Annotated in this window: 11 protein-coding genes; 6 read left to right on the top strand and 5 right to left on the bottom strand. The window is 69.1% G+C overall.

Annotated features, from left to right (window positions below; all coding sequences use genetic code 11):
• The first annotated feature begins 38 nt into the window (after window positions 1–38).
• From gcvP to CFB47_RS00760, 3 genes are all read left to right on the top strand, one after another.
• Window positions 39–2,966, top strand: coding sequence for an aminomethyl-transferring glycine dehydrogenase (gene gcvP, locus CFB47_RS00770; protein WP_089460266.1), 2,928 nt, complete (start codon window positions 39–41; stop codon window positions 2,964–2,966).
• A gap of 150 nt (window positions 2,967–3,116) precedes the next feature.
• Entirely contained in the window at window positions 3,117–4,253 is a 1,137-nt protein-coding gene (locus CFB47_RS00765; RefSeq protein WP_071335544.1) for an alginate lyase family protein, read from the top strand.
• A 29-nt stretch (window positions 4,254–4,282) separates the two neighbouring features.
• Entirely contained in the window at window positions 4,283–5,671 is a 1,389-nt protein-coding gene (locus tag CFB47_RS00760) for an L-serine ammonia-lyase (protein ID WP_089455368.1), read from the top strand.
• A 70-nt stretch (window positions 5,672–5,741) separates the two neighbouring features.
• On the opposite strand, the gene CFB47_RS00755 is transcribed toward CFB47_RS00760, so the two are convergent.
• Together CFB47_RS00755 and vapB are read right to left on the bottom strand one after the other, a co-directional pair.
• Window positions 5,742–6,143: a type II toxin-antitoxin system VapC family toxin gene (locus CFB47_RS00755; protein WP_039351354.1), complete on the bottom strand. Its 402-nt coding sequence runs from the start codon at window positions 6,141–6,143 to the stop codon at window positions 5,742–5,744.
• Complete coding sequence (gene vapB / locus CFB47_RS00750) at window positions 6,143–6,379, bottom strand: type II toxin-antitoxin system VapB family antitoxin (protein WP_089438949.1); 237 nt, start codon at window positions 6,377–6,379, stop codon at window positions 6,143–6,145. The genes CFB47_RS00755 and vapB overlap by 1 nt, the downstream gene beginning before the upstream one ends.
• Window positions 6,380–6,724: 345 nt before the next feature.
• Here vapB and CFB47_RS00745 point away from each other — a divergent pair, with 345 nt between their 5' ends.
• Both CFB47_RS00745 and CFB47_RS00740 read left to right on the top strand, forming a co-directional pair.
• Window positions 6,725–8,428 (top strand): thiamine pyrophosphate-binding protein, encoded by a 1,704-nt coding sequence (locus CFB47_RS00745; RefSeq protein WP_089460265.1) that lies wholly within the window; start codon window positions 6,725–6,727, stop codon window positions 8,426–8,428.
• A complete protein-coding gene (locus tag CFB47_RS00740; RefSeq protein ID WP_089460264.1) occupies window positions 8,425–9,522 on the top strand; it encodes a glycosyltransferase family 9 protein in 1,098 nt (365 codons plus the stop codon). The genes CFB47_RS00745 and CFB47_RS00740 overlap by 4 nt, the downstream gene beginning before the upstream one ends.
• 135 nt (window positions 9,523–9,657) lie before the next feature.
• Here CFB47_RS00740 and CFB47_RS00735 read toward each other — a convergent pair whose 3' ends face one another.
• The 3 genes from CFB47_RS00735 to CFB47_RS00725 form a co-directional block, all read right to left on the bottom strand.
• Window positions 9,658–10,692, bottom strand: coding sequence for a helix-turn-helix domain-containing protein (locus tag CFB47_RS00735; protein WP_089460263.1), 1,035 nt, complete (start codon window positions 10,690–10,692; stop codon window positions 9,658–9,660).
• A gap of 216 nt (window positions 10,693–10,908) precedes the next feature.
• Window positions 10,909–11,463 carry a hypothetical protein gene (locus CFB47_RS00730; protein WP_089460262.1) on the bottom strand — a complete coding sequence of 185 codons (555 nt, stop codon included), beginning with the start codon at window positions 11,461–11,463 and terminating at the stop codon, window positions 10,909–10,911.
• 316 nt (window positions 11,464–11,779) lie between these two features.
• Window positions 11,780–13,306: an aldehyde dehydrogenase family protein gene (locus CFB47_RS00725; protein ID WP_059528018.1), complete on the bottom strand. Its 1,527-nt coding sequence runs from the start codon at window positions 13,304–13,306 to the stop codon at window positions 11,780–11,782.
• A 322-nt stretch (window positions 13,307–13,628) separates the two neighbouring features.
• Between CFB47_RS00725 and CFB47_RS00720 the strand changes: the two genes are divergently transcribed.
• Window positions 13,629–14,057: a pyridoxamine 5'-phosphate oxidase family protein gene (locus CFB47_RS00720; protein ID WP_089460261.1), complete on the top strand. Its 429-nt coding sequence runs from the start codon at window positions 13,629–13,631 to the stop codon at window positions 14,055–14,057.
• Window positions 14,058–14,073 lie beyond the last annotated feature (16 nt).

The following is a 14,073-nucleotide window of genomic DNA, read 5'->3' as shown; positions in this document are numbered from 1 at the left end:
CGGCGCCGGCTCGGCGCGCGCGGAACCAGAGTCACGCCATGAAGCTCGAACACCCGGACCGCCTGATGAACCGCACGCCCCTCTCGCTCGCCGCGCTCGAAACGCACGACGCGTTCGCCGAACGCCACATCGGCCCCGACGCCGCCAGCCAGCAGGCCATGCTCGACACGCTCGGCTTCCCGACGCGCGCCGCCCTGATCGACGCCGTGATCCCGGCCTCGATCCGCCGCGCCGAAACGCTGCCGCTCGGCCCGTTCGCGCAGCCGAAGAGCGAAGCCGAAGCCCTCGCCGCGCTGCGGGTTCTCGCGGACAAGAACCAGGTGTTCCGCTCGTATATCGGTCAGGGTTACCACGACACGCACACGCCGGCCGTGATCCTGCGCAACGTGCTCGAAAACCCGGCGTGGTACACGGCCTACACGCCGTACCAGCCCGAAATTTCCCAAGGTCGCCTCGAGGCGCTCCTGAACTTCCAGCAGATGGTTGCCGACCTCACCGGCCTCGCGATCTCGAACGCGTCGCTGCTCGACGAAGCCACCGCCGCCGCCGAAGCGATGACGCTGCTGCAGCGCACCGGCAAGCCGGCATCGAACGTGTTCTACGTCGCCGACGACGTGCTGCCGCAAACGCTCGAAGTGATCCGCACGCGCGCGCTGCCGGTCGGCATCGAGGTCAAGACCGGCCCGGCCGCCGACGCCGCGCAAGCGAATGCATTCGGCGTGCTGCTGCAGTACCCGGGCGTGAACGGCGACGTGCGCGACTACCGCGCGCTCACCGAAGCGATCCACGCAGCCGGCGGCCACGTGGTCGTCGCGGCCGACCTGCTCGCGCTGACCGTCCTCACGCCGCCGGGCGACTGGGGCGCGGACGTCGCGATCGGCAACACGCAGCGCTTCGGCGTGCCGATGGGCTTCGGCGGCCCGCACGCCGCGTATCTCGCGGTGCGTGACGAATTCAAGCGCCAGATGCCGGGCCGCCTCGTCGGCGTGACGGTCGACGCGCAGGGCAAGCCCGCGCTGCGCCTCGCGCTGCAGACGCGCGAACAGCACATCCGCCGCGAGAAGGCGACGTCGAACGTGTGTACCGCGCAGGCGCTGCTCGCGATCATGGCCAGCATGTACGCGGTGTACCACGGCCCGCACGGCCTGAAGACGATCGCGCTGCGCGTGAACCGCATCGCGGCGCTGCTCGCGGCCGGCGTGAAGCAGCTCGGCTTCGCGACCGTCAACGACACGTTCTTCGACACGCTGACGATCGACACCGGCGCGCGCACCGCGCAGGTTCACGAATTCGCGAACGCGAAGCGCATCAACCTGCGCCGCGTGAGCGACACGCAAGTCGGCGTATCGGTCGACGAAACGACGACGCGCGACGACCTCGCCGATCTCCTCGTCGTGTTCGCGCAGGCCGCGGGCGGCACCGCACCGGCCGTCGACGCGCTGGACGCCGGCCTCGCCGGCGTCCCCGCGCTGCCGGCCGGCCTCGAGCGCACGAGCGCGTACCTGACGCACCACGTGTTCAACCGCCACCATTCCGAAACCGAAATGCTGCGCTACCTGCGCAGCCTGTCGGACAAGGATCTCGCGCTCGACCGCTCGATGATCCCGCTCGGCTCGTGCACGATGAAGCTGAACGCGACGTCGGAAATGCTGCCCGTCACGTGGCCTGAATTCGGCCGCATCCACCCGTTCGCGCCGGCCGAGCAGACCGTCGGCTACCGCGAGATGATCGACCAGCTCGAGCAGATGCTCGTCGCGGCCACCGGCTACGCGGCCGTGTCGCTGCAGCCGAACGCGGGCTCGCAGGGCGAGTACGCGGGCCTGCTGATCATCCACGCTTACCACGCGTCGCGCGGCGAAGCCCATCGCGACGTGTGCCTGATCCCGGCGTCCGCGCACGGCACGAACCCGGCATCCGCGCACATGGCCGGCATGAAGGTCGTGGTCGTCGCTTGTGATGCCCAGGGCAACGTCGACATCGCCGACCTGAAGGCGAAGGCCGAGCAGCACGCGAAGGACCTCGCGGCAATCATGATCACGTATCCGTCGACGCACGGCGTGTTCGAGCAGAACGTCCGCGAGATCTGCGAGATCGTCCATGCGCACGGCGGCCAGGTGTACGTCGACGGCGCGAACATGAACGCGATGGTCGGCCTGACCGCGCCGGGCCAGTTCGGCGGCGACGTGTCGCACCTGAACCTGCACAAGACCTTCTGCATCCCGCACGGCGGCGGCGGCCCGGGCGTCGGCCCGGTCGCGGTCGGCGCGCACCTCGCGAAGTTCCTGCCGAACCAGCGTTCGACCGGCTACACGCGTGAAGAAGACGGCATCGGCGCGGTATCGGCCGCCCCGTACGGCTCGGCGTCGATCCTGCCGATCTCGTGGATGTACATCGCGATGATGGGCGCGAAGAACCTGACCGCCGCGACGGAAACCGCGATCCTCAACGCGAACTACATCGCGACGCGCCTCGCGCCGCACTACCCGGTGCTGTATTCGGGCCCGGGCGGGCTGGTCGCGCACGAGTGCATTCTCGACCTGCGTCCGATCAAGGAATCGAGCGGCATCACCGTCGACGACGTCGCGAAGCGCCTGATGGACTACGGCTTCCACGCACCGACGATGAGCTTCCCGGTGCCGGGCACGCTGATGGTCGAGCCGACCGAATCGGAATCGCAGGAAGAACTCGACCGCTTCATCGCCGCGATGATCGCGATCCGCGAGGAGATCCGCGCCGTCGAGGAAGGCCGCGCCGACCGCGAGGACAACCCGCTGCGTCACGCACCGCACACGGCGGCCGTCGTCACCGCGAACGAATGGCCGCACGCGTACTCGCGCGAGCAGGCTGCGTACCCGGTCGCGTCGCTGGGCACGAACAAGTACTGGCCGCCGGTCGGCCGCGCGGACAACGTCTACGGCGACCGCAACCTGTTCTGCTCGTGCGTGCCGATGTCGGAATACGCATAACGCGCGCCAGCCCAGGAGCCGCCCGATGGTGACCGCACCGCACGCAACCCGGAGTTGCGTGCGGTTTTTTGTTCGCCGCTCGAACCGGTTCACGTTCGTCCGCCAATCCGGCTAACATCACACGCGATCCAGCCAATGAAGGAGTTCCGCATGGTGCGTCCGATGTTTCCGGGCCATGGTGCAATGCAAGGGCGGCCGCGCGCGCGCCGCGTCGTGCCGATGCTCGTCGCGTCGCTGTCGTTTGCCGCCGCCGGTCTCGGCGCGTCCGGCAGCGCGCGCGCGGCGATGAATTTCTGCGCGGCGCCGGCACTGCAGGCGAGCGAGACGACACAGGCCGAGCCGGGCATCCAGGCGCTGATCCGCAGCGTCGACGCGCGCATCGGCGAGCAGCCGAAGGCGATGGCGCGCGTGCACACCGAGGGCACGCTGCCGCATGAAGGCATCTACGACCAGAGTGCCGCCGCGCTGAAGGATCTCGACCTGATGCGCGATGCCGCGCTCGCGTGGCGCGTGACGAACGCGCCGCGCTACCTGCAGCTCGTCGACCGCTTCCTGTCCGCGTGGGTCGCGACCTACCAGCCGAGCTTCAACCCGATCGACGAGACGCGTTTCGAAAGCCTGATCGTCGCGTACGACATGACCGCGAGCGCGCTGCCGGTGAAGACCCGCAACGCGACGGCCGCGTTCATCGCGAAGCTCGGCGCCGGCTACGTCGCGCAGATCGACGCGCAGAAGCGTCCGCTCACGGGCACCTGGCGCAACAACTGGCAGAGCCACCGGATCAAGCTGATCGCGCTGTCCGCGTTCACGCTCGGCGACCGCAAGATGATGAACGCCGCGCAGCGGCTGTTCGTCGAGCATCTCGCCGACAACATCGGCCCGGACGGCAAGACCTGGGATTTCGAGGAACGCGATGCGCTGCATTACGCGGTCTACGACCTGCAGCCGCTGGTGACGGCCGCGCTCGCCGCGCGCCGCTTCAACCGCAACTGGCTGCGCGAACGGGGCGCGAACGGCGCGACGCTCGCGGCCGCGCTCGACTGGCTCGTGCCGTACGCGCTCGGCGAAAAAACCCACGAGGAATTCGTGAATTCGCCGGTGCCGTTCGACGCGAAGCGCCGCGAGGCCGGCCTGCCGGGCTACACGGGGCAGTGGGACCCGAAAAACGCCACCGAACTCTTTCATCTGGCTGCGCGGCTCGACGGGCGCTATGCCCGCGTCGCGCAGCAGCTTTCCCCAACGCCGCCCGCATGGCTCGCCGCGTGCCTGCCATTGCAGGCGCGCTAGCACATTCTTAAAGCAAGGCAGGAATCACTATGGCAGTCAGCGTCTTCGACCTTTTCAAGATCGGCATCGGTCCGTCCAGTTCGCATACGGTCGGGCCGATGCGCGCGGCGCTGATGTTCGTCCAGGGACTCGAGCGTGACGGGCAACTCGCGGCGACGGCCCACGTGAAGGTCGAGCTGTACGGCTCGCTCGGCGCGACCGGCAAGGGCCACGGCACCGATCGCGGCGTGATGCTCGGCCTGCTCGGCGACGCGCCCGACACCGTCGATCCCGACACGATCGACACGCGGCTGGAAGACATCCGCAAATCGAAGCAGCTCGCGCTGCTCGGCACGCATCCGGTGCCGTTCGTGCTGAAGGAGAACATCGCGTTCTACCGTCAGGCGTTGCCCGAGCACCCGAACGGGATGAAACTGCGCGCGTCCGACGCAAGCGGCAACGTGCTGGTCGAGCGCACCTACCTGTCGGTCGGCGGCGGCTTCGTCGTGACGGCCGGCGCGCCGAACACGAAGGTGCTGAGCGCGGCCGAGCAGATGACCCATCCGTTCCGCACCGGCGCCGAGCTGCTCGCGCTGACCGAGTCGACCGGCAAGTCGATCGCGCAGCTGATGTGGGAAAACGAGCGCGCGTGGCACACCGAGGAAGAGACGCGCGACGGCCTGCTGAAGATCTGGGCCGTGATGCAGTCGTGCGTGTCGCGCGGCTGCGGGATCGGCAACCCGGAAGCCGACGGCAATCTGCCCGGCCCGTTCCAGGTCAAGCGCCGCGCGCCGCAGCTGTACCGCACGCTGACGGGCAGCCCGGAGCGCGCACTGCAGGATCCGCTGTCGATGATCGACTGGATCAACCTGTACGCGATCGCGGTCAACGAGGAAAACGCGGCCGGCGGCCGCGTCGTCACCGCGCCGACCAACGGCGCGGCCGGCATCATCCCGGCCGTGCTGCACTACTACACGCGCTTCACGCCCGGCGCGAACGAACAGGGCGTGATCGACTTCCTGCTGACGGCCGCCGCGATCGGCATTCTTTACAAGCTGAATGCGTCGATCTCCGGCGCGGAAGTCGGCTGCCAGGGCGAAGTGGGCGTCGCGTGCTCGATGGCCGCCGGCGCGCTCGCGGCCGTGCTCGGCGGCACGCCGCAGCAGGTCGAGAACGCGGCCGAGATCGGGATGGAACACAACCTCGGCCTCACCTGCGACCCGGTCGGCGGGATGGTGCAGATCCCGTGCATCGAGCGCAACGCGATGGCGTCGGTGAAGGCGGTCAACGCGGCGCGCATGGCGCTGCGCGGCGACGGCTCGCACTACGTGTCGCTCGACTCCGTGATCAAGACGATGCGCGAGACGGGCGCCGACATGAAGACGAAGTACAAGGAAACGTCGCGCGGCGGGCTGGCGGTGAATATCGTCGAGTGCTGATGCTGGATCCGGGCGTCATGCGGGACAATCCGACGTCTCGCATGACCCTCGGGCGCCCTGCGTGCCCTGATCAATCGTCCAGCCAGTTCTCCAGCCGCAATCCCGGATAGCTCACAAAATCCCGCTCGTTGTTGGTCACGAGTACGACATCGAGCGACACCGCATGGGCGGCGATCAGCTTGTCGAGGTGATCCTTCTTCCGCTCCCGGGTTGCCTCGCGGACCGGACCATACGCTTGCGCCGCCGCGACGTCGAACGGCGCGACCGGAATGTCGTCGATCAGCGCGGCAAGATTGCCGCGCTCCCGCGCAGGGCTCGCGCACGCCGCGACGCCGTACTCGAGCTCGGCGTACGTGATCGCCGACATCACGACGTCCCCCGTGTAGCACTGCGCAAACCGCCTCGCAACCTGCTCCGGCTGATTCTTCATCAGGTAGATGCACATGTTGGTGTCGAGCATGTAGCGCGGCATCACCAACCCTCGCGTTCGGCCTGCTCGTGGTCGCCGCGCCCTTCGGCCATGAAATCCGGCCCGAATTTCGCGAATTTCTCGAGGACGCGGGTCAACGGCCGCCGCGCCGGCCGAATGCGGATTTCGTCGCCGATGCGCTCGATTTCCAGTTCGATATCACTGCGTTCATAGGCAAGGTCGGCAGGAATTCGCACGGCCTGCGAGTTGCCGTTCCGAAATACCCTCGTCGTATGCATGTCGCCCCCAACATCCGGATGTACTGTGGATGTACAGTATATCCGCTTGGCCGACGATGTAAATCCATGTGTGTACATCAGCGCTTACCTCGGTATCGATTCGGACGCGAACGCCGGCACGCCGCTCTTTTCTTCGCGGACGCGGCCCCTTCCGTAACCCCGCGCCGAGCGGGCCGGCGAGACATTCGTAGCGTTCAATTCTTCTGCGTTGGGGCGGCACGCACAAGCTGGCCGTTCGGCCGAAACCGCGTTGCATGCCCCGCATCCCTACGTGTTCCGACACTATTCAGGGGCCGCCCAACGGGCGTAAGCTGTACGTCCCGCTACCCAGGGAGACGGCAGCCCATGTCGCATTCCAAGGATCTCGAGCAGCCCGCCACCACCGGCGCGCGACTGCTCGTCGATGCGTTGCTCGCCAATCACGTCGAACGCGTGTTCTGCGTGCCGGGCGAGAGTTTCCTCGCCGTACTCGATGCGCTGGCGGACGACACCGCGCGCATCCAGACGGTCGTCTGCCGCCACGAGGCGGCCGCCGCGAACATGGCCGAGGCCGTCGGCAAGCTCACCGGCCGCCCCGGCATCGCGTTCGTCACACGCGGCCCCGGCGCGACCCATGCGTCGATCGGCGTGCACACCGCGTTCCAGGATTCGACGCCGATGATCCTGTTCGTCGGCCAGTGCGCCCGCGAGCACCTCGACCGCGAAGCCTTCCAGGAAATCGACTACCGGCGGATGTTCGGCCAGATGGCGAAATGGGTCGCGCAGATCGACGACCCGCGCCGTATCCCCGAATACCTGAGCCACGCGTTCCACGTCGCGACGTCGGGCCGCCCCGGCCCGGTCGTGCTCGCGCTGCCGGAAGACGTGCTGTCCGACGCGTGCGCGCCGCAGCCGGTCGTGCCGGCCGCGAAACGCGTCGCCGCCGCGGCGTCGGCCGCGCAGATCGACGAGCTGCGCGAGCGGCTCGCGCGCGCCGAGCGGCCGTTCGCGATCGTCGGCGGCAGCGGCTGGACACCCGACGCGTGCGCGAACCTGCGCACTTTCATCGAGCGCTGGCAGTTGCCGGTGGCCTGCGCGTTCCGCTACCAGGACACGATCGACAACGCGCACCCGAACTACGCGGGCGACGTCGGGCTCGGGATCAACCCCGCGCTCGCGAAGCGCATCCGCGACGCCGACCTGCTGCTCGTGATCGGGCCGCGTCTCGGCGAAGCGACGACCGGCGGTTACACGCTGCTCGACATCCCGAAGACGCGCCAGACGCTGATCCACGTACATCAGGGCGCGGACGAGCTTGGCCGCGTGTATGCGGCCGACCTGCCGATCGTGTCGGGCATGCCCGAAATCGCCACGCCGCTCGCCGCGCTCGAGGCGCCCGAACACCCGGCGTGGGCCGGCACCGCTGCCGACGCGCATCGCGCGTACCGCGAATGGCATGCGCCGCTGCCGATGCCCGGCGACGTCCAGCTCGGCGACGTGATGGTGCAGCTGCGCGAGCGCCTGCCGCATGACGCGATCCTCACCAACGGCGCCGGCAACTATGCGATCTGGCTGCATCGCCACTTCGCGTACCGGCACTTCCGCTCGCAGCTCGCGCCGACCAGCGGCGCGATGGGCTACGGCGTGCCGGCCGCGCTTGCCGCGAAGTCGCTGTACCCGTCGCGCGCCGTCGTCGCGCTCGCGGGCGACGGCTGCTTCATGATGGCCGGCAACGAGCTCGCGACCGCGATGCAGTACGGGCTGAACATCGTCGTGATCGTCGTCAACAACGGGCATTTCGGTACGATCCGCATGCATCAGGAGCGCAACTACCCGGGGCGCGTGCATGGCACGGGGCTCACGAATCCCGATTTCGCCGCGTATGCGCGTGCGTTCGGCGCGCATGGCGAGACCGTCGAGCGCACCGCCGATTTCGCGCCCGCGCTCGAGCGCGCACTGACCTGCGGGCTGCCCGCGCTGATCGAGATCCGCATCCCGCAGGACGCCAGCACACCGGCCGCGACACTCGAGCAGATCCGCGAACAGGGCCGCCGCGCGCGCGGCGGATGACGATGGGTACGCACGCCGCGCCGCCCGCCGTCGCGCTGTCGCACGACGACGCGCTCACGCTCCCCGGCACGCTGCTCGCGCCGGACGGCACGCTCGTCGCGCCATACGACCTCGAGCAGGGCGGCGCGCGCGCCGTCGGCCACGTGCCGGCCGCGTCCGCGCGTGGCTTGCTGCACGCCGCGCACCGGCCGTTCCGGTTCGACTACGACCGCGCACGGCACGTGCACGTGATCAACGGAATGGGCGTCACGCTCGGCGATTCGGTGATCGGGCTCACCGCCCTCGCCGCGCTGCGTGCGGCGCACCCGGGCCTGCACTTCACGCTGTACCGGCCGGCCCGCGCGCCGCGCTACGTCGAGGCGCTGTATGCGCTCGCGGCCGACCTCGTCGCGCCGTCGCGCGCACTGCCGTACCGCGCCGACACGCTGCCGGCGGATGCACCGTGCATCGACGTCGGCAATCACCTGTACTGGCCCACGTTCGCGCGGCTGCCGATGGTCGATTTCTTCCTCGACGCACTCGGCGTGGAGCCCGAGTCGGTACCGGCGTCGGCCAAGCGCAACCGCTGGCTCGCGCGGCTGCCGCTGCCTGCGCTGCCCGAGGAATGGCGGCGCCCGTACGTGCTGTTCTGCCCGACCGCGAGCACTGCTTTGCGCAGCGTGCCGCCCGCGCTGCGGGCAACGTTCGTCGAGCAGCTCGCGCAGCGCTACGGATTGCCGGTGGCCGGGTTCGGGCCCGTCGCCCATCCCGCCTATGTCGACGTGAGCGCCGATGCGGCCGACGATACGGCCCGGTTCATCGCATGGGTCAAGGGTGCCGCCCTGCTGTTCGCGCCCGATACCGCTGCGCTCCATCTCGCCGACGGTTTCGACGTGCCGACGCTCGCGTGCTTCACGACGATCGGGCCGGCGCTGCGCGTGCGCGACTACCCGCATTGCGTGCCGGTCGCGCTCGACGTGCCCGCCGAATTGTTCGGGATGCATCGCAGCGAGCGGCCGGCCGATCTCGCGGCGGTCGAGGCCGCCTATCGCGCGATCGACTGGGATGCGCTGGCGTGGCCCGCGCCGCGCGAAGCGGCGGCTACGGCCGAATAGGGGAACAGGGTACGGCGGCCGGTTGGGAGGCTGAAAACGTCGATGCGTGTACGCGCCGCCGGAGCCGGAGCCGGTGCCTGCGCCTGAGCCGAAGGCCGCGTCTAAACCAGACCCGCTTCGCCTACCGCCCCACGCTCACCCCACCGCCACCATCACCGCGCGATCGCGCAGCGTCTCCGACGGCCGCTTGCCGAACAGCCGCCGGTAATCCGTCGCGAACTGGCTGAGGTGCCAGAAGCCCCACGCCTCGGCCACGTCCTGCACCGAGCCGGCCGCGCGGCCGCACAAGTCACGCCGCGCGCCGTTCAGCCGCAGCGTGCGCAGGTAAGTGGCGGGCGCCATGCCGAGCACGTCCTGAAAGCAGTACTGCAGCGTGCGCCGGCTCACATGCAACTGCTCGCACAGCTCGGGCACGCCGACCGGGCGCGTGCGGTGCGCGAGCACGTAGTCGCGAGCCTGGTCGACGATCCAGCGGCGCATCGACGGCGCACGGCCCGAATCTTCGTCGGCCGGTTGCGCGCACGCGTCGAACAGCGCGGCCAGCACCTCGGCCTGCAGGTCGTCGCGTTGCGCATCGGCCAGCGGGCCGGCCATCGCCACCGCGCCGTCGAGCCGGCGGCCGAGCAGCGCACACAGGCGCGCGAGCCGCGCATCGCCGACCTGCATCACGCGCTGCGTGAACAGCCGCTCGTCGAGCGCGCGGTGTTCGACGTCTTCCGCGTAGTGACGCAGCACATCGCCGCGCACGACCACACCGTAGATCGAGAACTGCGCGGGCGTCACCAGTTCGAACTCCACGTTACCGGGCCGGAACGCGAGCGCACCCGGCCCGATGCGGCACGCATCGACGCGCGCGGTGCCGTCGCTCACGAGCGGAATGCCGAACCAGTACGCATCGCCGCGCACCTCGCATGCCTGCCGCAGCAGGTGGCTCGTCGATTCGCGAAACAGTTTCATCGTGTCGAGCGGCAGCTCGGTCAGCGTGCCGACGAAGCGGCCGGCCGCGAGCTGGTCGTAGGTCTGCCGCCAGCCGATCAGGTTGCGCGCCTGCTCGTCGGCGTCATGCGCGACGCTGACGACCGCCTGCCCGGCCAGCGCATCGTCGCCCTGCGCGTTGCGCCGCGTGTCTTCGGCCGTCGGTTCTTCGCTGCACGCCACGTATTGGTCCATCGTGTCCTCCCTCACCTGCCCGGAACCGCACCTGCCACGCAAGTCCCGTGCCGAACGGCGCGCGACCCGCGCAAAGTCCGTCATTCGACGCTGCGCGGCACGGAAGCGCCATGCGGGCATGCCCGAACGCGTTGTCGCACGCACCCCGTCGGTGCGGCACGCGCCGCGCCGGCGCATCCGGTACGCAGCGCTCGCCTGGCACTGCGCGGCGACCGGCTAGCCACCGTTCGCGGGCCGCAGCCGCACGGCGCGCGTGCCGCAATTGCCGTACGCCTGAGTCACCGCCACCTCGACGATCGCGCTGCCGGCCGGCCACGGTGCCGCGTCCGCATCGGCCAGATCCGTCCGCAGCGTCGCGCGCCCGTTGATCCGGTAACGGATGCCGCGCACGAAGTCGACGAACAGCAACCCGACGCCGCTGCCATTACACCGCGCCGCGTCAATCCGGCCGCCGTCGCTCTCGCCGTACACCGGCAGCACGAAGCGCAGCGTCTTCGTATCGACCACGCGCACGACCGGCAGCAGGTCGCCGTTCGCGTCGCGCCGGCTCTGCACGATGTCGCAGGTCACGCCCGCCTGCCCGCCGCACGCCGTGCCGACGAACATGAAGGGCTGCGTCTCGATGAACTGCCGCACGCCCATGCTCAGCCGCGTCGTCACGACGTCGCTCATCCGCTCGGCCTCGTCGGCGACGCCGAAGCGGTGATGCGCGTCGAGTTCACCTGCGTGGAACACGGGATGGCGTGAATAGGATCGGGGCGGTTCTGACATGGGGTTTTACGTCCGGCGCGCCGGCTCGACTTGCCGCGGAAAACGAACGACCATCGGTATCGTTTCCGGCGAAGGCCGCGGCAATGCGCGACCGATGCCGGGTTGCGAATGCGAATGGGCGGAAACAGTCATTCTCCGGATCGCCGGTCGGTCGCGCGGCACGCCTCCGCGCACCGGTCGTCGGCCAGACAGCCACCGTCGACCGGCGCGATACGCGTTCGACGACCGTCCGGTATCCGAAGCTTTGCCGCTCGAGACGGCGCCCCGACCGGCCGACGCCTACCACCGCGGGCCGGCCAGGACGCCCGCGCACGGATCAGAAGAACCCGAGCGCCTCGGCCTGGTAGCTCACCAGCAGGCACTTCGTCTGCTGATAGTTCGACAGGGCCATCTTGTGCGTCTCGCGGCCGATCCCCGACTGCTTGTAGCCCCCGAACGCCGCATGCGCGGGATACAGGTGGTAGCAGTTGGTCCACACGCGGCCGGCTTCGACCTCGCGGCCCATCCGGTACGCGCGCGTGCCGTTGCGCGTCCACACGCCCGCGCCGAGCCCGTAGAACGTGTCGTTCGCGAGTTCGATCGCCTCCTGCTCGTCCTTGAACGTCATCACCGACGCGACCGGCCCGAAGATCTCTTCCTGGAACACGCGCATCTTGTTGTTGCCGAGCAGCATCGTCGGCTTCACGTAGTAGCCCGTGCCGAGTTCCGCCGCCGGCGCCGTGCGCTCGCCGCCGGTCAGGCATTGCGCGCCTTCGCCGCGGCCGATGTCGATGTACGACAGGATCTTGTCGAGCTGCTGCTGCGACGCCTGCGCGCCGATCATCGTCTGCAGGTCGAGCGGGTGGCCGGCCTTGATGCGCTCGACCCGCGCGACCGCCTTCTCGATGAACTTCTCGTAGATCGATTCCTGGATCAGGATCCGCGACGGGCACGTGCACACTTCGCCCTGGTTCAGCGCGAACATCGCGAGCCCTTCGAGCGCCTTGTCGAGGAACGCGTCGTCCTGGTCGAGCACGTCGGCGAAGAAGATGTTCGGGCTCTTGCCGCCCAGTTCGACCGTCGACGGGATCAGGCTGTCGGCCGCGGCGCGCAGGATGTGCTTGCCGACCGGTGTCGAGCCGGTGAACGCGATCTTCGCGATGCGCTTGCTGGTCGCGAGCGCTTCGCCCGCTTCCTTGCCGAAGCCGTTCACGATGTTGATCGTGCCGGCCGGGAACAGATCGCCGATCAGCTCCATCAGCACCAGCACCGATGCCGGCGTCTGCTCGGCCGGCTTCATCACCACGCAGCAGCCGGCCGCGAGCGCCGGCGCGAGCTTCCACGCGGCCATCAGCAGCGGGAAGTTCCACGGGATGATCTGGCCGACGACGCCGAGCGGCTCGTGGAAGTGGTACGCGACAGTGTTGTCGTCGATTTCGGAGATGCCGCCTTCCTGCGCGCGGATGCAGCCCGCGAAATAGCGGAAGTGGTCGATCGCGAGCGGCAGGTCGGCCGCCATCGTCTCGCGCAGCGGCTTGCCGTTGTCGATGGTCTCGGCCACGGCCAGCAGCTTCAGGTTCTTTTCCATCCGGTCGGCGGCGGCGAGCAGCAGGTTCGCGCGCTCGGCGACCGACGTCTTGCCCCACTTGCGGCGTGCGGCGTGCGCGGCGTCGAGCGCGAGCTCGATGTCGTCGGCGCCCGAGCGCGGGATCCGACAGAACGGCTGGCCGTTGATCGGCGACACGTTCTCGAAGTACTCACCTTTCACCGGCGGAACCCACTTGCCGCCGATGTAGTTGTCGTATTGCTGACGGTACGGGTATTCGACGTCGAGGCCCAGTTGCTTCAGGTCAAACGGGTTCATACATGTCTCCTGTTCATCGTGCTTGTGTGAGTACAGCGCCGGTTGGAATTGCGCTGCCCTCGCTTACGCAACATGCGTGCCAAACAGGACGGAAGCCTGGCAACCACGGCCGGCCCGCGTGCGCACCGTGCCGTGTTCACCGACGCAGCATGGCGGGTGTACCGATTCTGAACAGCCTGGTTGCGCAGCGCGCCGGAGCGGTGTTCGAAATCTCCACAGTGCGCGGGCGCATCTGCGCGCGGAAGCAGGCCGTGCCGCGTGGCATGTCGCTTGCGTGCGCCCTTCGCATTCCCATGAAGCGGCGTGTGCGCCGACCGACACCATGAACGACCGCGGCCCCCTGACCGACGACGCCATCGCGTTCATCCGCGAACAGGCGTTCCTGATCGTCGCGACCGCCGACGCGGCCGGCAACAGCGACTGCTCGTACCGCGGCCGCCAGCCACGCGCGGACGGCTCGTTCGAGCCGCTCGTCGACCTGCCCGACCGCCGCACGCTCGTGCTGCCCGACTTCGCGGGCAACAACCTGTTCAACACGATCGGCAACCTGCTGGTGAATCCGGCCATCGCGCTGCTGTTCGTCGACTTCGTGCGGCAGACGACCTGGCTCGTGCAGGGCCGCGCGACGATCGACGAGGAGGCGGGCATCCGTGCGTATCTGTGGCCCGATGCGCGGCGCTATGTGGTGGTTGAGGTGGAGCACGCACAGGCACGGGCCGATGCGATGCTGCCGCCGCTGGTGCTGGCTTGAGGGGCAAGGCGGAGCG

This window comes from Burkholderia sp. AU27893, from assembly GCF_002223205.1.
Lineage (GTDB): Bacteria > Pseudomonadota > Gammaproteobacteria > Burkholderiales > Burkholderiaceae > Burkholderia.
Note: the sequence above shows the minus strand (reverse complement) of the source record. Positions and strands in the feature narration are given on the sequence as shown.